Source organism: uncultured Sphingopyxis sp. (assembly GCF_900078365.1).
GTDB lineage: Bacteria > Pseudomonadota > Alphaproteobacteria > Sphingomonadales > Sphingomonadaceae > Sphingopyxis.
Genome location: NZ_LT598653.1, coordinates 3,020,100 through 3,044,947, shown reverse-complemented (window position 1 = coordinate 3,044,947; position 24,848 = coordinate 3,020,100). Strand labels below are relative to the sequence as shown.

18 protein-coding genes are annotated in these 24,848 nt (G+C 66.8%); 14 read left to right on the top strand and 4 right to left on the bottom strand.

Features of this window, described 5'->3' with window-relative positions; translation table 11 throughout:
* Positions 1–25: 25 nt before the first annotated feature.
* The 5 genes from QZL87_RS14115 to QZL87_RS14095 all read left to right on the top strand — a co-directional run bounded on the left by QZL87_RS14115 (position 26) and on the right by QZL87_RS14095 (position 7,956).
* A complete protein-coding gene (locus QZL87_RS14115; RefSeq protein WP_295320496.1) occupies positions 26–2,356 on the top strand; it encodes a GH92 family glycosyl hydrolase in 2,331 nt (776 codons plus the stop codon).
* A gap of 131 nt (positions 2,357–2,487) precedes the next feature.
* Entirely contained in the window at positions 2,488–4,296 is a 1,809-nt protein-coding gene (locus tag QZL87_RS14110) for a monovalent cation:proton antiporter-2 (CPA2) family protein (protein ID WP_295320494.1), read from the top strand.
* Between the two features lie 188 nt (positions 4,297–4,484).
* Entirely contained in the window at positions 4,485–5,261 is a 777-nt protein-coding gene (locus QZL87_RS14105; RefSeq protein WP_295326916.1) for an SDR family NAD(P)-dependent oxidoreductase, read from the top strand.
* Positions 5,258–6,046 (top strand): enoyl-CoA hydratase-related protein, encoded by a 789-nt coding sequence (locus QZL87_RS14100; RefSeq protein WP_295320492.1) that lies wholly within the window; start codon positions 5,258–5,260, stop codon positions 6,044–6,046. Before QZL87_RS14105 ends, QZL87_RS14100 begins: the two co-directional genes overlap by 4 nt.
* Before the next feature lie 74 nt (positions 6,047–6,120).
* A complete protein-coding gene (locus QZL87_RS14095; protein WP_295320489.1) occupies positions 6,121–7,956 on the top strand; it encodes an arylsulfatase in 1,836 nt (611 codons plus the stop codon).
* A gap of 79 nt (positions 7,957–8,035) precedes the next feature.
* Here the strand turns inward: QZL87_RS14095 and QZL87_RS14090 are convergent, their stop codons facing one another.
* A complete protein-coding gene (locus QZL87_RS14090) occupies positions 8,036–8,659 on the bottom strand; it encodes a TetR/AcrR family transcriptional regulator (protein WP_295320487.1) in 624 nt (207 codons plus the stop codon).
* 120 nt (positions 8,660–8,779) lie between these two features.
* On the opposite strand from QZL87_RS14090, the gene QZL87_RS14085 reads away from it, so the two are divergent.
* The 4 genes from QZL87_RS14085 (at position 8,780) to QZL87_RS14070 (ending at position 12,864) form a co-directional block, all read left to right on the top strand.
* On the top strand, positions 8,780–10,414 hold the full coding sequence (locus QZL87_RS14085) for a sulfatase-like hydrolase/transferase (RefSeq protein WP_295320485.1): 1,635 nt from the start codon (positions 8,780–8,782) through the stop codon (positions 10,412–10,414).
* Positions 10,415–10,509: 95 nt separating this feature from the next.
* Positions 10,510–11,352, top strand: a complete 843-nt coding sequence (locus QZL87_RS14080; protein WP_295320483.1) for an amidohydrolase family protein — start codon at positions 10,510–10,512, stop codon at positions 11,350–11,352.
* Positions 11,353–11,427: 75 nt separating this feature from the next.
* Entirely contained in the window at positions 11,428–12,258 is an 831-nt protein-coding gene (locus tag QZL87_RS14075) for an aldo/keto reductase (RefSeq protein WP_295326909.1), read from the top strand.
* Positions 12,259–12,444: 186 nt separating this feature from the next.
* Complete coding sequence (locus QZL87_RS14070; protein WP_295320480.1) at positions 12,445–12,864, top strand: GFA family protein; 420 nt, start codon at positions 12,445–12,447, stop codon at positions 12,862–12,864.
* Between the two features lies 1 nt (position 12,865).
* Here QZL87_RS14070 and QZL87_RS14065 read toward each other — a convergent pair whose 3' ends face one another.
* The 3 genes from QZL87_RS14065 to QZL87_RS14055 are packed head-to-tail and all read right to left on the bottom strand — an operon-like array spanning position 12,866 to position 15,489.
* Complete coding sequence (locus QZL87_RS14065; RefSeq protein WP_295320477.1) at positions 12,866–13,276, bottom strand: GNAT family acetyltransferase; 411 nt, start codon at positions 13,274–13,276, stop codon at positions 12,866–12,868.
* A gap of 8 nt (positions 13,277–13,284) precedes the next feature.
* On the bottom strand, positions 13,285–14,451 hold the full coding sequence (locus QZL87_RS14060) for an iron-containing alcohol dehydrogenase (RefSeq protein ID WP_295320475.1): 1,167 nt from the start codon (positions 14,449–14,451) through the stop codon (positions 13,285–13,287).
* Between the two features lie 33 nt (positions 14,452–14,484).
* Complete coding sequence (locus QZL87_RS14055; protein ID WP_295320472.1) at positions 14,485–15,489, bottom strand: LacI family DNA-binding transcriptional regulator; 1,005 nt, start codon at positions 15,487–15,489, stop codon at positions 14,485–14,487.
* Positions 15,490–15,634: 145 nt separating this feature from the next.
* Between QZL87_RS14055 and QZL87_RS14050 the strand changes: the two genes are divergently transcribed.
* From QZL87_RS14050 to QZL87_RS14030, 5 genes are all read left to right on the top strand, one after another.
* Complete coding sequence (locus QZL87_RS14050; protein WP_295320470.1) at positions 15,635–17,056, top strand: MFS transporter; 1,422 nt, start codon at positions 15,635–15,637, stop codon at positions 17,054–17,056.
* Between the two features lie 314 nt (positions 17,057–17,370).
* Complete coding sequence (locus tag QZL87_RS14045; protein ID WP_295320468.1) at positions 17,371–20,712, top strand: TonB-dependent receptor; 3,342 nt, start codon at positions 17,371–17,373, stop codon at positions 20,710–20,712.
* 68 nt (positions 20,713–20,780) lie between these two features.
* Positions 20,781–22,325, top strand: a complete 1,545-nt coding sequence (locus QZL87_RS14040) for a tryptophan halogenase family protein (protein WP_295320466.1) — start codon at positions 20,781–20,783, stop codon at positions 22,323–22,325.
* On the top strand, positions 22,322–23,797 hold the full coding sequence (locus tag QZL87_RS14035; RefSeq protein WP_295320463.1) for a tryptophan 7-halogenase: 1,476 nt from the start codon (positions 22,322–22,324) through the stop codon (positions 23,795–23,797). Before QZL87_RS14040 ends, QZL87_RS14035 begins: the two co-directional genes overlap by 4 nt.
* Positions 23,790–24,836 (top strand): cupin-like domain-containing protein, encoded by a 1,047-nt coding sequence (locus QZL87_RS14030; RefSeq protein WP_295320461.1) that lies wholly within the window; start codon positions 23,790–23,792, stop codon positions 24,834–24,836. The genes QZL87_RS14035 and QZL87_RS14030 overlap by 8 nt, the downstream gene beginning before the upstream one ends.
* The last annotated feature ends 12 nt before the right edge of the window (positions 24,837–24,848 follow it).

Sequence of the window (24,848 nt, the reverse complement as noted above, 5' to 3'; positions counted from 1 at the left end):
GAGGCCTTCGCGGCACAAGAACGTGATGAAACGCCTGACCGTCGCTGCCGCGCTGCTCGCCCTCCTGCCGATCCAGTCCTTCGCCGGGCAACCGGCGCCCGATCCGCTGGCCTTCGTCGACCCGATGATCGGCACCGGCCCCGAAGGCCACACCTTCCCCGGCGCGACCGCGCCCTTCGGCATGGTCCAGCTGTCGCCCGACACCGACGCGACGTGCCAGATCCGCGACTGCTACGATCATGCCGCGGGTTACAGCTACCACGACCCGACGATTCAGGGGTTCAGCCACACCCATTTTTCGGGCGCCGGCCACTCCGACCTCGGCGACATCCTCGTCATGCCGCAGGTGGGAGAGGTCAAGCTCGATCCGGGCGATCCCGCCAAGCCCGGTTCGGGCTATCGCCAGCGTTTCGATCATGCGACCGAAAAGGCCAGCCCCGGCTATTATGCCGTCACCTTGGCCGACAGCGGCATCCGCGCCGAACTGACCGCCGGCACGCGCGTCGGCGTCCATCGCTACAGCTTCCCGGCGGGCAAGGATGCGCATCTGCTCCTCGACCTCCGCTCGTCGCTCTATGATTATCCGGGCAAGATCCTCTGGTCGGGGCTGCATCTGCGTTCCGACGGCACGCTGACCGGCTTCCGCGAAACGCGCGGCTGGGCGCCGGGTCGCAAGCTCTATTTCGCGATGCGCTTCTCGGCGCCGCTCAAGGGTCATGCCTTTCTCGATCGCGACGAGAAGATTCCTTACAAGGGCTTCCAGGCACCCGGCCGCGGCACCGACGCGCTCGCCGAAAAGCTCGGCAAGGCGCTCGAAGCGCGGCTCGATTTTGGCGCACTTTCCGGTCCGCTCGAGGTGCGCGTCGCGCTCTCGGGCGTCGACGAGGCGGGTGCGGTCGCCAATCTCGACGCGGAAAGCGCCGGCTTCGACACCGTCCGTGCGCGCACGGAAGGCGAATGGCGCAAGGCCCTGGGCGCGCTTCAGATCGAAGCGCCCGCGCCGATGCGCACCAACCTCTACACCGCGCTCTACCACAGCCTGCTTGCGCCGAGCGTGTGGAGCGACGCCGACGGGCGCTATCGCGGTCCCGACGATGCGGTCCATGCCGCCAAGGACTTCACCTTCCGCTCGACCTTCTCGCTCTGGGACACCTTCCGCGCGCAGCATCCGCTGCTGACGCTCGTCGCGCGCGATCAAACCAACAGCGACATCGTCAAATCGCTCGTTGCGAGCCGCAAGCATAGCCCGCACGGCATCCTTCCCGTGTGGCAATTCCACGGCCGCGAGACCTGGACGATGATCGGCTATCACGCGGTCCCGGTGATCGCCGACGCCTATCTGAAGGGCGTGGGCGATTTCGACGCCAATGAAGCTTTGGACGCGATGGTCGCGAGCGCCGAATATGCCCCCTATGGCGGGCTCGGCGACTATATGAAGCTCGGCTATGTCGCGATCGACCGCGAGCCCGAGGCGGCGTCGAAGACGGTCGAATATGCCTATGACGACTGGACCATCGCCCGCATGGCCGAGAAGATGGGCCGCAAGGACATCGCCGACCGCTTCTACAAGCGCGCCGGCTATTGGCGGAACAGCTTCGATGCGAAGACCGGCTGGCTGCGCGCGCGCAAGGCCGACGGCAGCTTCCGCACCCCCTTCGATCCGACCGCGATCAACTATGGCTCCGACTATACCGAGGGCAATGCGTGGCAATATTCGTGGTTCGTCCCGCAGGACCAGGCCGCGCTCTTCCGCATCCTCGGCGGCGATGCCAAGACGATCGCCAAGCTCGACGCGATGTTCGATTATGACATTTCGAAGCTCGATTACAGCCATGCCGAGGATATTGCGGGCCTCATCGGCCAATATATCCACGGCAACGAGCCGAGCCACCACGTCGCCTATCTCTATGCCTATGCCGGCGCGCCGTGGCGGACGCAGGAGCGGTTGAAGCAGATCGTCGACAGCCAGTATAAGCCCACTCCCGATGGTCTGTCGGGCAACGACGATCTGGGCCAGATGTCGGCGTGGCTGGTCTTTACCTCACTGGGTTTCTATCCGGTTGCGCCGGGGTCGAACCAATATGTGATCGGCCGCCCCTTCGTCGATCGCGCGGTGCTGAACCTGCCCGGCGGCAAGCGTTTCACGGTCGAGACGGTGGGCCTGTCCGACGCCAACCCCTATGTCGGCAAGGTCGAGCTCAACGGCAAGCCGCTCGCGCGCAGCTGGATTTCGGACGCCGAAATCCGGGGCGGCGGCACGCTCCGCTTCACCATGCAGGCGAAGCCCAATGCCGAGTGGGGCAAGGCGGCGGCCGCGCGTCCCTATTCGCTCTCGACCGCCCGCCGCGCGCCGTGACCTTCCTTTCCCGAATCGTCATCCCGGCGAGGAAGAAGAGATGGCGCTTCAATCCGGGATGATCATTCTTTAAGCCACGATTCGAGCCCGTCTTTCCGCGCGGGTTCGCGATCGGGTGAAGGGGACGGGCGATGGCCGCCGAAACAGCACATGCCGCCGAGGCGGCCGCGCACGGGTTCGACCTGCTGCCGATCGTCATCCTGCTCGCCGCCGCCGTCGTCGCGGTTCCCCTGTTCAAGCGGCTCGGGCTCGGCTCGGTGCTCGGCTATCTCGCGGCGGGGCTCGCGATCGGCCCGTTCGGGCTGGCGCTCTTCTCCGACGCGCAGACGATCCTCCACGTCGCCGAACTCGGCGTCGTGATGTTCCTCTTCATTATCGGGCTGGAGATGCAGCCGTCGCGGCTGTGGGCGATGCGCGGCGAGATTTTCGGGCTCGGCGCGGCGCAGGTCGGCGGCGCGATCGCATTGCTCATCTGCGTCGGGCTCGCGCTCGGCTATCCGGTCGCGGCGAGTTTCGTCGCGGGCACCGGCTTCGTGATGACCTCGACCGCGATCGTCATGCAGATGCTCGACGAGCGGCGCGCGATGGGCCAGCCCAAGGGGCGGAGGATCATTGCGATCCTGTTGCTCGAGGATCTGGCGATCGTGCCCTTGCTCGCGCTCATCGCCTTTCTCGCACCGGGCGGCGAGGCGGTGTCGATGACCGACCGGCTGGTCGCGGTCGCGATCGGTCTCGGCGCGATCACCGGGCTGATTCTCGCCGGCCGCTATCTGCTCGACCCGATGTTCCGTCTGCTCGGGCGCGCGAAGGCGCGCGAGGTGATGACCGCCGCGGCGCTGCTCGTCGTCCTCGGCGCCGCGCTCGCGATGCAACTCGCGGGGCTGTCGATGGCGATGGGCGCCTTCCTCGCCGGCGTGCTCCTGTCCGAATCCTCCTTCCGCCATCAGCTCGAAGCCGATGTCGAGCCGTTCCGCGGTGTCCTGCTCGGCCTCTTCTTCCTCGGCGTCGGCATGGCGCTCGATCTCGACATCGTCGCCGCCAACGCCGGGCTGATCGCGACCTCCGTCGCCGCCTATATGCTGCTCAAGATGATCGTCATCTATGCCGCCGCGCGGCTGTTCAGAAGCGGCCATGCCGAAGCGGTCGAGCGCGCGGTGCTGATGGCGCAGGGCGGCGAATTCGCCTTCGTCCTCTATGCCGCGGCGGCGAGTGTCGGGATCATCGATGCGGAAAGCAACGCGACGCTGACCGCGATCATCATTGTGTCGATGGTGCTGACCCCGGTCATGATCATCCTGCACGATCGCTTCATGCCGCGCGCCGAGGAGACATCCGACGACCTCGACGTCGCCGACAATCTCAGCGCCAGCATATTGATGATCGGCTTCGGCCGCTTCGGCCAGATCGTCAGCCAGCCGCTTTTCGCGAACGGCTGCTCGATCTCGCTGATCGACACCGATACGATCGCGATCCGGGAATCAATGGCCTTCGGTTTCAAGGTCTATTACGGCGACGGAACGCGGCTCGACATCCTTCACGCCGCAGGCGCGCAGAATGCGCGGATGATCATCGTCGCGACCGACGACCGCGAAACGACGCTGAGGATCGTCGAACTGGTGAAGGCGGAATTTCCGAACACGCCCCTGCTCGTCCGCGCCTTCGACCGCGAACATGCGGTCGAACTGATCCACGCCCATGCCGACTATCAGATACGCGAGACCTTCGAATCGGCGCTGGTGATGGCGGAAGAGGCGTTGCGGCGGCTCGAGGTCGATGAAGAAGCGATCGGCGACATCATGGAGGAAACGCGGCGGCGCGATCAGGAACGGTTCGACATCGACATCTGCAACGGCGTCTACGCCAGCCGTCACCTGATCCAGGGTAATGTGCCGGTCGAGGATCGCGACCAATATATCGTCAAGCCGGCCGATCAGCGATAGCGGACCTTTATCCCCCGCCCGCCGCACCCGGCGGCCGCGACGGGGGATGAGGTTCGTTGTGCACAATGAGAACATTAAGTGAACAAAGTTGCTCCGTCAACCCCTTTGCGACGTTTTTTCGATGGCCCTGCCCGTTGACGTAAACGTCAATCGCGACCAATGCGTAGCAGGTGAAGGAAGGGAAGATGATGGCCGAGCAACCCAAGTTCGATCTGACCGGGCGCGTCGCGCTCGTGACCGGCGCCTCCTCAGGCCTCGGCGCGGGCTTCGCCAAGGCGCTTGCCGCCGCGGGGGCCAAGGTGGTGCTCGCCGCACGCCGCGCCGACAAGCTCGCTGAGCAGGTCGCCGCGATCGAGGCGGCGGGCGGGCAGGCGATGGCGGTGTCGATGGACGTCACCGACGAGGCGTCGACCAGGGCCGCCTATGATGCCGCCGAGGCCGCCTTCGGCACTGTTGATACCATTGTCGCCAACGCCGGTGTCGCGACCGAGAAGATGGCGATGGGGCTTTCGGTCGAAGAGGTCGATTTCCTGCTCGCCGCCAACGTCCGCGGCGTCTTCCTGACCGCGACCGAAGGGGCGAAGCGGCTCGACAAGGCGGGCAGCCGCGAAAAGCAGCACGGCCGCATCGTCCTGATCGGCTCGATCACCGCCGAGAAGGTCTTTCCCGCGACTTCGGTCTATGGCGCGACCAAGGCGGCGGTGCGCCACCTCGGCAAGGCGCTGGCGCGCGAATGGGCGCGCCGCGGGATCAGCGTCAATGTGATCCAGCCCGGCTATTTCGAATCCGAAATGACCGCCGAACTGTTCGACAGCGACGTCGGCGCGGCGATGGTGAAGGGCTTTCCGCGCCAGCGGATGCGGCCCCCGAGCGATCTCCATGCGCCGCTGCTGCTGCTTTGCTCCGACGCCGCGCTCGGCATCACCGGCAGCGTGATCACCGTCGACGACGGGCAGACTTTGTGAGCGAACTGCTGATCGAACGCCGCGGCGCGGTCGAGATCGCGACGCTCAACCGTCCCGAGCGCCTCAACGCACTGAACGAAGGGTTGGTCGGCGACCTCAATACATATTTCGGCGGCCTCGCCGATCGCCCCGAGGTGCGCGTCGTGGTCCTGCGCGGCGCCGGGCGCGGCTTCTGCGCAGGGCTCGATATTCAGGAGGACCGGTCGAGCGATGAAACGCCGGTGCTCCGCACGCTGCGCACGCAGACGAGCATCGGCAACATCTATCGCAAGATGCGCGCCTGTCCGCAGCCGATCGTGGCGCTCGGCCACGGGGCAGCGGCGGGCGGCGGGCTGTCGCTGCTGCTCGCTTCCGACGTGCGCTATGCGGCGCCTTCCCTCCGCTGCAACGCCGCCTATATCCGCATCGGTCTCGGCGGCTGCGACATGGCGTCGAGCTATTTCCTGCCGCGGCTCGTGGGCGCGAGCCTCGCGTCCGAGATGATTCTCACCGGCCGCTTCATCGACGCCGAACGTGCGCTGCGCGCCGGGCTGGTCAGCGAAATCGTCGAAGAGGAAGCACTGCTGGACCGCGGTCTCGCGCTCGCTGACGAGATGCTCGCGACCTCGCCTTATGGCCTGCGCCTCTCGAAACAGGCGCTGAGCCTCAACATCGACGCGCCGAGCCTTGAGGCCGCGATGGCGATCGAGGACCGCCAGCAGGTGATCCTCTCGGCGACCGAGGATCATAACGAGGCGCTCGCCGCCTTCCTCGAAAAGCGCGCGCCCGACTATCGCGAGCGTTAATTGATCGCGCACCGCCCCATTGACTTGAAAATATATTGGCATAGTAAGTGTCACATCCCGAGGGGGTGGGAGTGATGGCAGTACGCTGGAGGACCACTAAGCGGGGTCGCATAGGCGCGTCCCGGTGTGCTGCCATCATCGCAATCGGCGCGCTGATCGGCGCTTCCCCCGCCCGCGCGCAACCCGCCAGCTCTGCGCCGGATCGCCCCAACATCGTCATCCTGCTCGCCGACGACTGGGGCTTTTCCGACGTCGGCGCGTTCGGTGCCGAATATGCGACCCCGAACATAGACGCGCTCGCCTATGCCGGGATGCGCTTCTCGAACTTCCATGTCGCGGGATCCTGCTCGCCGTCGCGGGCGATGCTGCAGACCGGGGTGATGAACCACCGGAACGGCCTCGGCAACATGCCCGAGACGATCCCCGACGAACATCGCGGCAAGCCCGGTTACGACACGGTGATGAACCACCGCGTCGTAACGATCGCCGAGCTTTTGAAGGCGGCCGGCTATCGCACCTATCTCACCGGCAAATGGCACCTCGGCAGTGATGCCACGCGCCTGCCGCACGCGCGCGGCTACGATCGCGCCTTCAGCCTCGCCGATGCCGGCGCCGACAATTTCGAACAGCGCCCGATCGAGGGCATGTACGACAAGGCGAACTGGACCGAGAATGGCAAGCCCGCGACGCTGCCCAAGGATTATTATTCGTCGCGTTTCGTCGTCCAGCGGATGATCGACTATATCGAGGAGGGGCGCGCCAGCGGCAAACCTTTCTTCGCCTCGATCAATTTCCTCGCCAATCACATCCCGGTGCAGGCGCCCGACAGCGACATCGCGCGCTATTCTGCGATGTATCGCGATGGCTGGACGGCGCTGCGCGAAGCGCGGGCGAAGCGCGCGGCGGCGCTCGGCATCATGCCGGCGGGCATGGCGATGGCGCCGATGTCGACGACGCCCGACTGGAAGAAACTCGACGCCGACGAACGCGCGGCGGCGGTGCGCGTGATGCAGGCCTATGCCGGCATGGCGAGCGCGATGGACCGCGAGATCGGCCGCCTCGTCGCACATCTGAAGGCGGCGGGCGATTACGACAATACGATCTTCGTCTTCCTGTCGGACAATGGCGCCGAGCCGACCAATCCGTTCGCCAGCCTGCGCAATCGCCTGTTCCTCGGGCTGCAATATGACCTAGCGACCGCCAATATCGGCCGGCGCGGCAGTTTCTCGGCGATTGGCCCCGGCTGGGCGAGCGCGGCGGTGTCGCCGCTTTCGGGCTATAAATTCACCGCGTCCGAAGGCGGCCTGCGTGTCCCGCTAATCATCGCCTGGCCGGGTCATGCCGAAATCCGCGCGGGCGGCATCAGCGATGGCCTCGCGCATGTCACCGACATCTTGCCGACGCTGACCGAACTGGCCGGCGTGCCGGGCCATGGCGGACGCTGGCAGGGCAGGATTGTCGAGCCCGTGACCGGCCGCAGCCTTGTGTCCGCGCTGAAGGGCCAGCCGGGAAGCGTCCACGGCGACGCGCCGCTCGGCTATGAGCTGTCGGGCAATGCGGCGCTGTTCCGCGGCGATTACAAGCTGGTGCGCAACCTCGCGCCGACCGGCGATGGCGAGTGGCGGCTCTTCAACCTCAAGGCCGATCCCGGCGAGACGCGCGACCTTGCCGCCGCCGAGCCCGATCGCTTCAAGACGATGATGGCCGATTACCGCGCTTACGCCAGGGCGAACGGCGTGCTCGACATGCCCGCGGGCTACACCGCCGACGAACAGATCAACCGCTACGCCTTTGAACATCAGGGCAAGCCGCGGCTGATCCGCTTCGGCCTGTGGGTCGGAGCCTTCGTCCTGCTGGTTTCGGGCCTGATCTGGGGCCTGCGCCGCCGTCGGCGTGCGCGAGGCGGATAGCGGTTAGAGGCTGAGCCTTCCCACCTGAATCGTCATCCCGGCCTTCGCCGGGATGACGTTCGAACAAGGATGGCCGGTCCTAATCCGCTGTGATGGCCGCCATCTGCGCCTCGACCATGTGCGCCATTACCGCGCCCGCCTCCTCGGCCGACAGGCTCTGGTCGTGGCGAAGCGTGCGCCAGCTATGGAAGGACAGCGCGGCGCACAGCGCCTCGACGCCGATCCGGTCGGCGCGCACGGCCGCCGGCAACAGGCGCAGGATCAGCTCGCGCTCGAGCATCACGACGCGGCTATACTGCCCCATCAGGAAGGGCGACTGATAGCGTTTGATATTGGCGGCGAGGCGAAAGGGCAGCGTCGTCTCGAACACCCGCACGCGCCGGCCGACGAGTTCGCGGATATTGCCCTGCCACGGCTGGTCGGGATAGGGCGCCATCACCGCCGGCATCACCTCTTCGGTGATCGTCGCGGTGATCTCGGCATAAAGCGCATCCATATCGTCGAAATGGCGGAACACGGTGCGCAGGCCGATTCCCGCCTCCTCGGCGACGCGCGCCGCGCTCGGCGACAGATCGCCCCCCACGATCAGCTCCATCATCGCCTCGACGATCCGCCGGTGGCTCGACCGCCCGCGTTCGCGGCGGCCATCGACCCGCGATGGTGCGAGTTTTTGCGCGCTCGATTTTCCCGACCCTGTCGCCATCGCACCCCTGCTGGCCCGGCTTGGCGCCGGGGTCAAACGATCTTGCGTATCGGCCAATATAATGACACATATAGTGTCAATAGTTTTCGAACATGCCGACAGCGCGATATGGGGGGGAAGATGATGAAGAAGAGATGGCTCGCCCTCTGCGCATTGCTACTCGCCGGCGCCGGCGGATATTGGGCATTCGAAGCGAATAAATATCGGATTCCGGGCATCCTCCAGGACTGGAACGATCCGGTGCAGCCGAACCGCGCGGTCGCGTGGCAGCAAGGGCCCGCCACGGCGCCGGAAGGCAAGCGCCCGCCCAACATCATCCTGATCGTCGCCGACGATATGGGATTCAACGACATCAGCCTGAACGGCGGCGGCGTGGCGGGAGTCGTCAAGACGCCGAACATCGACGCGCTCGCGCGCGAAGGCGTCAACTTCACCACCGCCTATGCCGCGAACGCGACCTGCTCGCCGTCGCGCGCCGCGATGATGACCGGGCGCTATCCGACGCGCTTCGGCTTCGAATATACGGCGGTCCCCGTCGAGTTCGCCGAAAACCTCGCGCATGGCGAGGGCGTCGGGCCGCACCGCGCGATCTTCCACGACGAACTGATCACCCCCGACATTCCCGCCTATCCCGACATGGGCGTCCCCGCCAGCGAGGTGACGATCGCCGAGGCGGTGAAGGCGGCGGGCTATCACACGCTTCACATCGGCAAATGGCATCTCGGCGAAGCGCCGGCGCTTCAGCCGCAGGCACAGGGCTTCGACGAAAGCCTCGCCATCCTCGCGGGCGCGGCGATGTTCCTGCCCGAGGGTGATCCGGACGGCGTCGACGCCAAGCTGCCCTGGGATCCGATAGATCGCTTCATCTGGGCGAACCTCCGCCACGCCGTCACCTTCAACGGCGGCAAGCGGTTCCATCCCAGGGGGCATATGACGGACTATTTCGCCGACGAAGCGATCGAGGCGATCGAGGCGAACAAGAACCGTCCCTTCTTCATGTATCTCGCCTTCAACGCGCCGCACACGCCGCTGCAGGCGACGAAGGCCGATTACGACCGGCTGCCGCAGATCAAGGATCACAAGACGCGCGTCTATGGCGCGATGATCGCGCAGCTCGACCGCCGCATCGGCGACGTGATGGCGAAGCTGAAAGAGGCGGGCATCGACGACAATACGCTCGTCATCTTCACCAGCGACAATGGCGGCGCCTGGTATAACGGCATGCCCGATCTGAACGCGCCGTTCCGTGGCTGGAAGGCGACCTTCTTCGAAGGCGGCATCCGCGCCCCGCTGTTCATGCGCTGGCCGGGCGCGATTGCGGCGGGCACGCAGCGGGCAGACGTGACCGGCCATCTCGACATTTTCGCGACGATCGCAGCGGCGGCCGGGGCGAAGCTGCCGGATGACCGGACGATCGACAGCGAAAATATTCTCGCTGGCCCCGCCAAGCGCCCTGCGATGTTCTGGCGCTCGGGCGACTATCGCGCGGTGCGCGCGGGCGACTGGAAATTGCAGGTGACGAAGCGCCCCGAAAAGGCGCGCCTTTATAATCTCGCGAGCGACCCGACCGAACGCCATGATCTCGCCGCGAGCGATCCGCAGCGCGTCGCCGAACTCGGCGCGATGATCGAGGCGCAGAACAAGGGCATGGCGAAACCGATCTGGCCGGGGCTTGTCGAAGGTCCCATACGCATCGATGTGCCGCTGAACGCGCCGTGGCAGGACGGACAGGACTATATCTACTGGACCAACTGAGGCAGGTTGGGCGCGGTGACGGCCGAGGCAATTGGCGGCGCGCATCCTTTGTGGCAGGGCTGGGGCACTTCCTACCCCCGCGCACTGGAGACATCATGCGAGCCCTGCTGCTTTCGATTGCCCTGCTGACGACGTCGGTGCCCGCCTTTGCGCAGGACGCCGCCATCGACACCCACGTCCACCTGCACAAGGGCGAGGCATCGCTCGCAGACTATCGGACGCAGTTGAAAGCGGCCGGCCAGTCGGTCGAGGCGTTCGGCGCGATGTGGTTCGGCGGCCCCAACCAGGCGCTTGCGGGCAATCCCGCCGACATAGCGCGGCGCAACGACGCGCTGATCGCGCTCGCCGCGAAGAACCCCGACATGATCGCAATCGCGACGGTCCATCCCTATGACGGCGACGCCGCGCTCGCCGAGGTCGACCGCGTCGCCGCGCGCGGCGTCCGCCTGCTCAAGATCCACCCGCACACGCAGAAATTCGACGCCGCCGACCCGCGCGTGCTGACGCTCGTCAAACATGCGGGCGACAAGGGCATGATCGTCGTCATGGACAATGCCAGCATCGTCCCCGCCGATAACGAGAAGCTCTTCAACCTCGCGCTCGCGGCACCGAAGACCAAGTTCATTTTCGGCCATATGGGCGGGCTCGGCTTCCGCTTCTGGAACATCCTTGCGCACGCGCGCACCGCCGAAAATCTCTTTGCCGACAATATCTATTTCGACATTTCGGCGAGCGTGATCCTCGCCGCCGACTCGCCGATCGAGGAGGAATATGTCTGGACGATCCGCAACGTCGGGGTCGACCATGTGCTGATCGCGTCGGACTTTCCGCAGATTTCGCTGCCCAAAACGCTCGAGGCCTTCGCCAAACTCGACCTCACCGACGCGGAGCGCGCGAAGATCCGCTCGGGCAACGCGCGCAAGCTGCTCGGGCTCTGACCGATGCCGGTCCATCTTCCCGCTCCCGCCCCTGTGGACATCGCCGGGCACGCGGTCGCGCCCATCGCCTGGGGCATGTGGCGCTTCGCCGGCGTCGACCTCGCTATGGCCCGCGCGCGCATCGACGCGGCGTTCGAGGCGGGCGTCACCCTGTTCGACACCGCCGACATCTACGGCTTCGATACGCTTGGCGGCTTCGGATCGGCCGAAACCTTGCTCGGCGAGGTGTTTGCCGACGCTTCCGGACTGCGCGAGGCGATGGTCCTCGCGACCAAGGGCGGGATCATCCCGGGCGTGCCTTATGACAGCAGCGCACCCTATCTGGCATCGGCGATAGATGCTTCGCTCCGCCGCCTGCGCACCGAGCGGGTCGAACTGTGGCAGATCCACCGCCCCGACCTGCTCGCCCACCCGCAGGAAATCGCCCGCGCGCTCGAAGAGGCGCACCGCGACGGCAAGATCGGCGCGATCGGCGTTTCCAACTTCACACCCGCGCAGACGTCGGCGCTGGCCCACTTCCTGCCCGTTCCGCTGGTCAGCCACCAGAGCGAATTTTCGCCGCTCCATCTCGCGCCGCTCTTCGACGGGCTCTTCGATCAGTCGATGGAGCAGGGGATGGCCTTTCTCGCCTGGTCGCCGCTCGGCGGCGGCCGGCTTGGGGACCCGGCCGACGAGCGCGGCCGGGCGGTCGCCGCGCTGCTCGACGCGAAAGCATCAGAATATGACGTCTCGCGCGCCGCGGCGACCTATAGCTGGGTGATGGCGCACCCCGCGCGTCCGATCCCGATCGTCGGCACGCAGAAGGTCGAACGGATCAGGGAGATTCCGCAGGCGTTCATCCCGCGCTGGACGCGCGCCGAATGGTATGCGGTGCTGCAGGTCGCGATGGGAGAGCGGCTGCCGTAACCGTTTCGCGGCCCGCAATGGCGATTTCTTGAAAGGGATGCCCCGCCTCCACATCGAGACGTAGGAGAGCGGGAAGCGGGGCGAGCGCGCTTAAGCAGGGCGCAGCTTGCCGGTCAATGAACGAAGCGCCAATCGCCGATGGCCCGCTTCTTGCTTGCGCCGCCCGTGGTGATATGCCTTCGCCTCATGGAACGCACCGCCTCCTGTCACTGCGGCAAGCTCGTCCTCACCTGCACCGGCGATCCGGCGAAGGTGTCGCTCTGCCATTGCTTCGATTGCCAGCGGCGGACCGGGTCGCTCTTCAGCGTTGCGGCCTTTTTTCCCCGCGAGCGTGTAAAATTGCCCGCAGCGGGCGCCAAGGCGTTCAAGCGGCCGTCGGCGAGCGGGCGCGACGTATCCTTTCATTTCTGCCCCGATTGCGGATCGTCGCTGTGGTGGGAGCCCGAACGGCTCCCGCACCTGATCGGCGTCGCGGCGGGCGCTTTTGCCGATCCTGGCTTTCCGATACCCGAACAGGCCGTATGGGCCGAACAGCGCCACGCGTGGCTCGATCTCCCGCTACCTGCGCATCCGCGCAATCCTGTCAGAACCGCGCCAGAGGGCTGATCTAGAGCCGCCGGCCGAGGCTGATGCGCTCCTCGACCGCATATCCCAGCGCGCGATAGAATTGGACGACCGCTTCGTTCGTCGCGCGGACCTGCAGGTTGATCTTTTCGCATCCGAGCGCGTGCAGCGCCCGCTCGGCTTCGCGGACGAGCGCCGTTCCCACGCCGCCGCGCTCGCACGCTTGCCGCACCGCCACCGAACAGAGCCAGCCGCGATGCCCGTCGTAACCCGCCATCACCGATCCGATCACCGCGCTGTCGTCCAGCGCCACGAAAAACAGCTCGGGTTGGAAAGCGAGTTTGGCCGGGATCGCCACTTCGGCGCGGTTCCACGGCGGGTCGTTCGGAAACGCCTCTTCCCAAAGCGTTTTCACGCCGTCGAAGTCGGATGCCGCATAGCGCCGGATTTCCATCGCGGTGCCTAACTCGCCCAGACCAGCGCATAGAGCGCCGCCATCTCCTCGGCATCGGGCACGCGCGGGTTGTTCGCCGGCGATCCCGACGCCGCCGCCTGCGCGCACATCGTCGGGACCAGCGCGTCCCAGCGCGCCGCGTCGATCCCCCACGCCGCCGGTCCCGGCACCTCGAGCTCGCGGTTGAGTGCCGCCAGTTCGTCCAGCAGCCGCGCCACCGCCGACTGGTCGCCCTCGGCCTCGTCGGCGACCCCCATCGCCCTTGCGCAGTCGGCATAGCGAGTGAGCGCCGCGGGCGCAGACCAAGCGGTCACCGCGGGCAGCAGCATCGCGTTCGACAGCCCGTGCGGGACATGGAAATGCGCGCCTATCGGCCGGCTCATCCCGTGGACCAGCGCGACCGAGCTGTTCGAAAAGGCGATCCCCGCCTGCGTCGCGCCCAGCATCATCGCCTCGCGCGCCGCCGCGTCCATCGGGTCGGCGCACACCCGCCGCAAATTGGGCGCGATCGCGCGCATCGCGAGCAAAGCCATGCCGTCGCTGAACGGATTCGCGCGCTTCGACACATAGGCCTCGATCGCGTGGGTCAGCGAATCGATGCCGGTGTCGGCGGTCAGCCGCCTAGGCTTGGTAAAGGTCAGCTCATAATCGACGAGCGCCGCGACGGGCAGATAGGCGAGGCCCGGGCATAGCATCTTCTCGTCGGTAACCTCGTCGGTGATGATCGTGAAGCGCGTCGCTTCCGAACCCGTCCCCGCGGTCGTCGGGATCGCGATCACCGGCAGCCCCGGCGTGTCCTGCACATGCGGGGCTTTATAGTCCGCCATCGCCCCGCCGTGCAGGCCGAGCAGCGCGATCGCCTTCGCGCTGTCGAGCGGGCTGCCGCCACCGAAGCCGACGACGCAGTCATGCTCGCCTTCCTTCAGGAACGCGACCCCCGCGTCGATCGACGCCACCGTCGGGTCGGGCACGGTCTCGGCGAACACGCGCGCGGCGAGCCCCGCCGCGGCCAGCCCGTCGGTCAACTCGGCGACGCGCCCGCTGCTGACGAGATAGGCGTCGGTCACGATCAGCGGCCGCGACAGGCCGAGACTCGCGAGCACTTCGGGCAGCTGTTTCGACGCGCCGCCGCCGATGCGAAGGATGCGGGGCAGGGCGATGCTGGCGACACTCAACGGACCATCTCCTCGGCGATCGGACGGCGCGCGTCAGGCGCCGCAGGATTCGCGCACAATCAGATGCGTCGGCAAATAATCAAGATATTGTTCGGCGTGCGGGTCCATGACCTGCGACACCAGCCGGCGGCCCGCCTCCAGCGTGTCCTGCTGGATCGTCGTCAGCGCGGGGGTGCTGAGCCGCGCGAGCAGCATGTCGTCATAGCCGACGACCGACACGTCCCTGGGCACCGACAGATTGGCCTTGCGCAGCGCGCGGATCGCGCCGAGCGCGATCAGGTCGCTCGACGCGAAGATGGCGTCGGGCCGGCGGCCGCGCGCGAGAAGCTGGCCGAGCGCGCGCTCGGCCGATTCGAAGCCGAAATCGACGCGCACGTCGAGCGCGGGGTCGGCGTCGAGCCCGTTCGCCTCGAGCGCTTCGAGATAGCCCTGGCGGCGCTGCATCGCCTCGGGATCGCTCGACCCGACGAAAGCGATCGCCTTTCGCCCCAGCCGCGCGAGATGGAGCGTCGCGCGGCGCCCGCCGAGCACATTGTCCGATCCGACCGAGCGATATTTCTGCCCGGGCAGATGCGCGCCCCAGACGACGAAATTGCTGTTCGCGTCGGCGAGCTGATTGAACCCGTCGTGGAGCATCGACTGGCCGAGGAAGATTACGCCGTTGGCGCGGCTGCTGTTCATTACCGTCAGCAGATCGTCGACGTCGCGCGGCGCGGTGTGGCTGACGGTGAAGTCGCAATCGCGCGCGCGCGCCGCTTCGCCGATGCTCGCGAGCAGTTCGAGGAAGAAGGGATGCGATAGCGGCAGCGGGCGGCCCTGCATATGCGGGGTGACGACGACGATCGAACCTTCGGCGCCGACCGGCGCGGCGGACATATGGCTGCGGAACGGATAATTATGCTCACGCGCGAGCGCCCAGATCTTCTTCTTGGTGGCGAGGCTGATCAGCGGATGGTCGTTGAGCGCGCGCGACACCGTCGAGATCGACACGCCGGCCATCCTTGCCAAGTCTTCCAATCTCGTATTGTTGGTGCTCATAAGCTTGCCATCCATGTTCGACGCCGACATGCGTTAGCACGATTAGGGGGAGGGAATGCAAGATTTGCATGTCGATAACCCGCGAAAGCGTCAAGGGAATGGAGTTTCACGCGGCGCTCGCCGCGCGAATTTGCACATCTGGAACATGTGCTTTGCATTGTTCGGCATCCAGATCGTCTGGGCGCTCCAGAATGCGAACACGACGCGGATTTTCCAGACGCTCGGCGCCGACGTCGCCGCATTGCCCGCGCTGTGGATCGCGGGGCCGATCACCGGGCTGGTCGTCCAGCCCATCGTCGGTCATCTCAGCGACCGCTCGCGATCGCGCTTCGGCCGGCGGCGGCCGTTCCTGATCGCCGGCGGGTTGCTGACGGCGCTCGCGCTGCTGATCATGCCCAATGCGGCGACGCTGTGGGCGTCGGTCGCCGCGCTCTGGCTGCTCACCGCCTCGAACAATATCAGCATGGATCCCGCGCGCGCGCTCGTCGCTGATAATCTGCCCGAGGCGCAGCGCGCCCGGGGCTATGCGATCCAGGTCTTCTTCATCGGCGCGGGCGCGGTCTTCGCCTCGTCGCTGCCCTGGATGCTCGTCAACTGGTTCGGCGTGTCGGGAGCCGCGGAGCCGGGCGCCTTGCCCGCCGCGGTGCGCTACGCCTTCTACATCGGCAGCGCCTGCTTGCTGCTTTCGGTCTTCTGGACCGCGGCTTTGACGCACGAGCAGCCGGCGCGTGTCGCCATGGTGTCCCACGGCGATCGGTTCGACAGTCCGGCGGATCGAGCGAGCGGCCGCCTTCTCGCGCTTGCCGGTGCGGGCTTGTTGCTGGCGGCCGTCCTCTTTCGCTGGCGTTGGGAGGTGCTTGTCCTCGGGGCGTCGGCACTGATGATCGGGGCCGGACAACTCGCGGCGGCATGGCGCCGGGGGCGCGGCGCCGACGCGCTCGGCCTGCTCCAGATCGGCGAGGATTATGCGCGCATGCCTGTCGCGCTGAAGCGTCTCGCGCTCGTGCAATTCTTCACCTGGTTCGCGCTGTTCACGCTGTGGATTTATGCTGCGCCTACCGTCGCGAGCCGATATTTCGGCAGCAACGACCCCGCATCCGCCGCCTATTCCGCGGCGGCCGACTGGGTCGGCGTCCTGTTCGCGGCCTATAATGGCGTCGCAGCGATCGGCGCGCTCGCGCTGCCCGCACTCGCGGCGCGGATCGGTGAGCGCGCCACCTATGCGCTCTGCCTGCTGTGCGGCGCGGCGGGGATGGCGGGCTTTGTGTTCGCGTCCGGCCCGGCGTGGCTGTGGATCGCGGCGGTGGGCATCGGCATCGCCTGGGCCGCGATATTGTCGCTGCCCTATGCGATCATCGTCAACGCCGTGCCGGCGGGGAAGGTCGGGGTCTATCTCGGCATTCACAACATCTTCCTCGTCGTGCCTCAGCTCGTCGCGGCGATCTGCCTCGGCGGCGCCGTGCAGCATCTGTTCGGCGGCCAGCCGGCGCCGGCGTTGGCGCTCGCCGCGCTTTTCCTCGGCGCCGCCGCGCTCGCCGCTCTGGCGATTCCCGCCTCGCGATCCTGACATCCGATCCGTCCGCTTTGTCGCCTTGTGCAATAATTTGCATAAGGCAAATCGGAAGCAAACGTATGCGGCGCTTTCTTCCGATGCGCCTATCGCGAGCTGAAACCCTAAGTAATCCCATGCTTTATTGGTGTATCACTCCGATATTCGCCTTTTGCAAAAGACGCTTGCCATTTGTGCAACAATGCGCAAAATCATGCAAATGCTGAGCGGGAAGCTTTCTCGCCGTCGGCAAGGGAAGCCTCCGCAAAAGGAGGCGCCATGGGAAGGGGAGAGAGATGAGGCTCAAGGGATTCGCGATTTGTCGGGAACGCATGCTGCGGAGCGCTTCGCTGCCGGTGGTGGCCGCCGGCCTGCTGATGGCGTCGCCGGCGCTGGCGCAGGATGCGCTGCCCGCCGACGACAGCGCGGCGGCGGGCGACGAGATCGTCGTCGTCGGCGTGCGCGCGGCGTTGCAGGACGCGCAGGACCGCAAGCGCGACGCACTGACCGTCGTCGATTCGATCACCGCGACCGACATCGGCGCCTTCCCCGACAATTCGGTGGCGAGCGCGCTTCAGCGCGTTCCCGGCATCACCGTTTCGCGGCTGCAGTCGACCGACGACAGCACCCACCCCTCGGGCGAGCCCGCCGGGGTGCTGATCCGCGGCCTCACCTTCGTGCGGACCGAGATCAACGGCCGCGACAGCTTCTCGGCCGACAGCTATCGCGGGCTCAACTTCAACGACATTTCGCCCGAACTGATGTCGCGCGTCGATGCCTATAAGAACCAGACCGCCGACATGATCGAGGGCGGCATCGCCGGCACCGTCGATCTGCGCACGCGCCTGCCGCTCGACGAAAAGGGACTGGTCGTCGCCGCCAATGCGAAAGCGACCTACGGCGACCGGTCGGACAAGTGGAACGGCGAATTTTCGGTGCTGGTCAGCAAGACCTTCGACACCGACATCGGCCGCTTCGGCCTGATGGCCGACTATGCGCGCAGCCACCTCGTCACGCGCACCGAAAGCGTGATCATGGACAAGATCCGCACCTATTGCTCGGCCGGTGCGGTCGATGCCGAAGGCAACGGGATCGTGAACCCCGACGGCAGCGTCGCCTGTACCGCAAACCCGTTCGGCGGGACGGGCTGGGCCTTTCTGCCCGACGGCATCCGCTATTCGCAGGTCGATTACGACCGCACGCGCGAGGGGATCGCGCTCGCGGGGCAATATGAAAGCCCGACGGGCGACGTCCGCGCGACGGTGCAGTTCATCAAGTCGTCCTACGACAATGCGTGGCTCGAAAATGTCTCGCACGCCAAACTCGAGGGCACCTATTACGGCACACCGGCGTTCAACCCCGTCGGATCGACGATCCTGCGCACGCCGACCGGTAATGCGGGCTTCACCTTCGGCCCCGACGGCATGCTGCGCTCGGCGCAGCTCAGCCAGGGCTATGGCAGCTGGCGCGGCAGCTTCGGCAGCGAAGCCGAAATGATCGACACCGGATCGGCGGTGCCCGGCCTGCCCTTCGTCAACTATTGCGGCCCCGGCTCGGCCTGCGCCGTTCCCGACCGCAACGGCCTTTATTTCGAGAATGAGGCGCGCAATTTCGACCATCGCGAAAGCACGCGCGACCTGTCGGCGAACATCCAGTGGGACGTGACCGACCGGTTCAAGCTGAATTTCGATGCGCAGTGGATCAAGGCGAGGACGACGAACGACGACATCCTCGTCGCGACCGCGTCGGCCGCCGATTACGAATATAGCGTCAACAAGGACGGCACGCCGAACATCGAACTGCTGCCCGGCACCAACATCAACTATGCCGACGGCGGCCTCGCCAATCCGCACAATTACTGGATGCCCTTCATCCAGGCGCATCTCGAGGACAATGACGCCGAGGAGCTCGCGCTCAAGGCCGACGCGGAATATGATTTCGACGGCAATGACTGGATCGACTCGCTGAAGGTCGGCGTCCGCTACACCGACCGCAACCAGAATGTCCGCTATTCGACCTTCAACTGGACGCCGATCGCGGCGCCTTGGAACTGCAACGGGCCGGGCTTCAACGTCGACAGCACGTCGGCGGCGCCCTACCCCGCGGGCTGCGGCGCGCGTCCCGGTTTCAACGGCTATGGCGAGGGTCTGTTCGAACCGGTGAGTCTGGGCGGCAGCTTCTATAACGGCGGCGTCTTCGACAATGGCGAGCTCGTCTATCTGAGCCGCGATGCGCTGCGCGACCGCGACCGGCTCGTCGATGGCCTGCGCGGCTCGAATGTCAGCCCGCCGATCCTGCCCGGCTGGACCCCGATCTGCGACCGGATCGAGGCGACGGTCGGCTGCTTCACGCCGTCGGAGGTGATGGAGGTCACCGAAAAGACCAAGGCGGCCTATGCGAGGCTGGGCTTCGGCGGCGACAATGCGATGCTCGGCGGGATGAACGTGCGCGGCAATATCGGCGTGCGCGTCGTGCGCACCGACATCGACAGCGTCGGCAATGTCGGCTTCCCGCAAGCCTCGATCTTCACGCCGGTGCTCAACCGGCCGTGCGGGACACCGCTGCCGCCGGGCGACGTCGTCAATCCGGCCTGTTTCCTGACGCCCGAGATATTGGCCTTCGCCAATGGCGCGGCGGTGCCGAACAATCTGAAGGCCGATTACACGACGGTCCTGCCCAGCTTCAACGTTCGCTTGGGGCTCGACGACAGTAATTTCATCCGCTTCGCCTATTCGCGGGCGATGGCGCGGCCCGACTTCGGTCTGCTCCGGAACTTCGTCGCGATCCAGACGCCGTCGTTCGATGCGTCCGCCGACAGCCCGAACATCGTCCGCGACGGGGCGGGCAACATCACCGGCTATAATTTCACCTTCCGCGCCGAATCGGGCTTTGCCGGGCTGAAGCCGATCCTCGCCGACCAGTTCGACCTCACCTTCGAACATTATGCCGGCAGCACCTCGTTCCACGCCGACATCTTCTACAAAAAGCTGCGCAATACCGTGGCTTACGGCGAATTCGAGCGCGTCTTCACCAACAACGGGGCCGAACAGACGGTGCTGATGCGCGGGCCGCGCAACGTGAAGGACGGCGGCGAGCTTTATGGCTTCGAAACGGGTTTCCAGACCTTCTTCGACTTCCTGCCCGGCCTGCTCAGCGGCCTCGGCACGCAGGCGAACTACACCCACGTCCGGCAGAGCGGGATCAGCAATTCGAACCTGGTGACGCAGGGCGCGCTCGACGGCGGCGGCACGGGGGGCTTCGGCGCCGGGCTCGACGTGTCGGGCGGACGCGGCGTGGTGATGGACTCGCACCGCCTCGCGGGCATTTCGAAGCACACCTTCAACCTGGTCGGCCTCTACGAAAAGGGACCGGTGGCCTTCCGCGTCGCGTATAATTGGCGCTCGCGTTTCCTGACCAACAATCTCGACTGCTGCATCGGCCTGCCGGTGTTCCAGAAATCGGTCGGCTTCCTCGACGCGTCGCTCCGCATCTCGCCGACACCGTGGCTCGAGCTGTCGGTCGAAGGCCAGAATCTGCTCAACACCACTACGGTCTATCAGCAGCAGATCTTCGGCGACACGCCGCTGACCCCGGGGGCGAAGCCCGTCTATCGCGATGCGAACTGGGGCAGGGTCGATCGCCGCTTCCAGTTTGGCGCGCGCGTCAAATTCTGATGCGGGCGGAGCGCGGCCGGTCATGCGACGGTCGCGCTCCGGCGTAGATAAGGGAAGGTGGACCGGCCATGACGTCTGAGGGGCCCTATCGCATCGTGATCCTCGGTGGCGGCACCGCCGGCTGGATGTGCGCGGCGGGCCTCGCCGGCCTGCTGGCGGCGATCGATTACGACATCACCCTGATCGAGAGCGACGAGATCGGCACCGTCGGTGTCGGCGAGGCGACGCTGCCGCATATCAAAAGCTTCAACGATATGCTCGGCATCGACGAGGCCGAGTTCATGCGCGCGACCCGCGGCACGATCAAGCTCGGCATCGAATTCGTCGACTGGCTGCGCCCCGGCGCACGCTATATCCACCCTTTCGGCACCTTCGGCGATCGCTGGGCGAGCGCGGATTTCCAGCACCATTGGGCGCGCGCGCGGCTCGCGGGGACCGACGGCCGCTCGCTCCAGGACTACAGCTTCGCGGTCGCCGCGGCGCGCGCCAACAGCTTCGAGCATCCGAACACCGACCCGAAATCGATCCGCTCGACCTACAGCTATGCCTATCATTTCGACGCCGGGCTCTACGCCGTCTTTCTGCGCACATGGGCGACGGCGCGCGGCATCCGGCGCATGGAGGGCAAGGTGGTCGATGTCGCGCGCCACGCGCAAAACGGCGAGGTCGAACGCCTGATATTGGCCTCGGGCGCCGAGGTTGCGGGCGATCTCTTCATCGACTGCTCGGGCTTTCGCTCGCTGCTGCTCGGGCAGACGATGGGCGTGCCGTGGCTCGACTGGAGCGCGTGGCTCCCCTGCGACCGCGCGCTGGCAGTGCCTTGCGAGAGCGCCCGGCCGCTCACCCCCTATACGCGCGCGACGGCGCAGCGCGGCGGCTGGACCTGGCGCATCCCGCTCCAGCACCGGATCGGCAACGGCCATGTCTTTTCCAGCGCCTTTTGCGGCGAGGAGGAGGCGCGGCGGACATTGCTCGGCGGGCTCGACGGCGAAGCGTTGGACGAACCGCGGCTGCTGCGTTTCCAGACCGGGCGCCGCGCGGCGGGCTGGAAGAGCAATGTCGTCGCGCTGGGGCTTGCGAGCGGTTTTCTCGAACCGCTCGAATCGACGAGCATCTTCCTGATCCAGGCCGCGACGACCGACCTCGCCGGACTGGTCCCGCGGCGCGGCGCGGGCGTCGACCCGCGCATGATACGCGAGTTCAACCGCCTCTTCGAAATCCACCACGACCGCATCCGCGACTTTCTCGTGCTCCATTACAGCGCGAACGAGCGTGTCGGCGAACCGCTGTGGGACCATGTGCGGACGATGCCGCTGCCGGACAGCCTAGCGCACAAGCTGGCGCTGTTCCGCGAAAGCGCGGTCGCACCCGATTACAAGCTGGGCCTCTTCTCGCGCGACAGCTGGCTGTCGGCGCTCGAGGGGCAGGGCGTTCTGCCGTCGGCGGCGAGTCCGCTAACCCATCGTCTGCCGGCGGCGGATTTGCAGGCGCGGCTCGACGATCTTGCGATGCGGATCGCGGTCAACGCTGCCGACATGACGCCGCATGCCGAATTTATCGCGGGCTATTGCGCGGCGGGGTCTGCGGTCCGGCCCGCGGCGAGCGCGGCATGACCGGCCCGCGCGACATCACGCTCGTCGGCCGCGACGCGCCGCTGTGGCTCGCGGCGGCGGCGCTACGCCGCGCGCTCGCCCCCGCCGGCGTCGCGGTGCGCGTGGTCGAACTGCCGGCGGAGACGGGCGCGGCGGACCTCTACCCGACGCTGCCTGCGATCGAGGCACTGCACAATCAGATCGGCATCAACGAGGCGGCGTTGCTGCGGACCACGCGCGGAGCGTTCACGCTCGGGCAGAATTTCGTCGATGCGAGCGATGCGGGGCGGCCGTCCTTCCTGCACGGCTACGGCGCCCATGGCACGGCGATCGACGGCGGCGATTTCTTTCCGCACTGGGTCAAGGCGCGTCATCACGGCCTTGACGTCGGGCTCGACGATTTCTCGCTGACCGCGAGCGCGGCGCGCGGCGGGCGGCTGTTCTTCCCCGACGCGGACAGCGAAATCTATGGCCGCAGCGACTATGGCTATCATCTGCCCGCCGCCGCTTATGCCAAGAGCCTGAAGGCGATCGCGCGGCATCTGGGCGTCGAGCTTTTCGAGACAGCGACCGTCGCGGTCGAGCGCGGCGACGCGGGGGTCGCGGCGCTGCTGCTCGATGATGGAAGGCGGATCGAAAGCGCGCTGTTCGCCGATCTGACCCGAGAACGCCTGCTGTCCGGTGGCGCTTTCGAGGCATGGGACACGCCCGGCGACCGGGTGCTGAGCGCGCTCGCGCCGCGCCCCGCCGCGCTTCCCGCCTATGCCGAGATTCGCGCGGGCGCAGGCGGCTGGACCGGCCTCTTCCCCGGCCTGACGCATATCCATGTTCAGCACGTCTTTTCGCGCGCAGCGACGACCGACCAAGAGGCGCGGGCGGCGGCGGAAGCGGCCTGCGGCCTGCCGCTCGACGCGGTGACGGTCCGCCCCTTCGCGGCGGGCGTCGCGGCAGAGCCATGGGCGGGCAATGTCATCGCCCTCGGCGACGCTGCGTGCGTTTTAGACCCGGCCCACGGGTTCGCGCTGCACGGGCTGCAACTCGGCATCGTCCACCTGCTTGCGGCCTATCCCGCCGACGGCGCTGGCTATGCTGCGCGGCGCGTCGAATATAACCGCGTCCTGCGCTCGCACCTCGCGCGCGTCGCTGATTTCCAGGCGGCGCATCATGTGCTTCAGAATTATTCGGGCGCCTTCTGGGACGCGGCGCGCGCGCTGCCGCTGTCCGAAGAGCTGGGGCACCGGATAGACCTTTTCGCCGCGCGCGGCGAACTCGCGCCGCTGGAGGACGAGAGTCTGCCGCCTGACAGCTGGCGCGCCTTGTTCGTCGGGCACGGGATCATGCCCGAAAGCTGGCGTCCCGCCGCCGACCGGGTGCCGCCCGACGAGGTGAAGGCGCATTTCCGCAAGATGCTCGGTTTCGTGCGCGAGGCGGTGCTGCGCCAGCCGACGCATGACGCCTGCCTCGCGCGCATCATGCAGTCCGCGCATGGCTGAACCCGCGCGCATTGACGGCATCGCGGCGCCGTCTTCGCCGCTCGATGGCATGCCGCGCGTCGCGGCGCGCGGGGCGCCCGCACCCGCCGACTTCGCCGCGCTCGTCGCGGCCGAAATGCCTGTCGTCATCAAGGGGGTGTTCGACGACTGGGTCGCGCTGGCGGCCGGGCGCCATTCGCCCGGCCGCCTCAACGCTTATCTCGCGGGCCTGGACCGCGGGACGCCGGTGCCGCTGATGGAGGCGCCCGCACGCGCGCGCGGACGTTTCGCCTATCGCGCCGACATGCGCGAATTCACCTTCACCAAGCGCTACGCGCCGCTGCGGGGCACGCTGGCGCGGATCGAAGGATTGATCGGGCGGGAGGATGCCCCGACCCTCGCGATCCAGATGCTGCCGCTCGCCGAAGCGCTGCCCGATTTCCTCCGCCAGAATCCGATGTCGCTGCTGCCCGCCGATGCCGGGCCCAAGCTGTGGCTCGGCGGCGCGGTGAGGACGCAGACGCATAACGACCGCGACCATAATCTCGCCTGCGTGATCGCGGGGCGGCGGCGCTTCACCCTGTTCCCGCCCGATCAGGTTGCGAACCTCTATATCGGGCCGCTCGACAATCCGCCGCCACTGTCGCTCGTCGACCCGGAGAATCCCGATTTCGACCGTTTCCCGCGCTTCCGCGATGCGCTCGCCGCCGCGCGCGTCGCGACGCTCGATCCCGGCGATGCGATCTTCATTCCCCGTTACTGGTGGCACCATGTCGCCTCGCTCGACCCCTATAATGCGATGGTCAATTATTGGTGGGGCGCTGCGGCGACGGGGGTCGAAAGCCCGAACAATGTCTTCCTCGCCGCGCTGCTCGCGTTCAGGGATCTGCCGCCGGGCGAGCGCGCTTACTGGCGGGCGATGTTCGACACGCATGTGTTCGGCGATCCCGAGGTATCGGCGGCCCATATCCCGGAGGCGCTGCGCGGCGCGCTCGGCGCGATGCGCCCAGACGAGCGCGCGGCGCTGCGGCGGCAGCTGACGGCCGCTTTCCGGCAATAATATCTTCCCCAG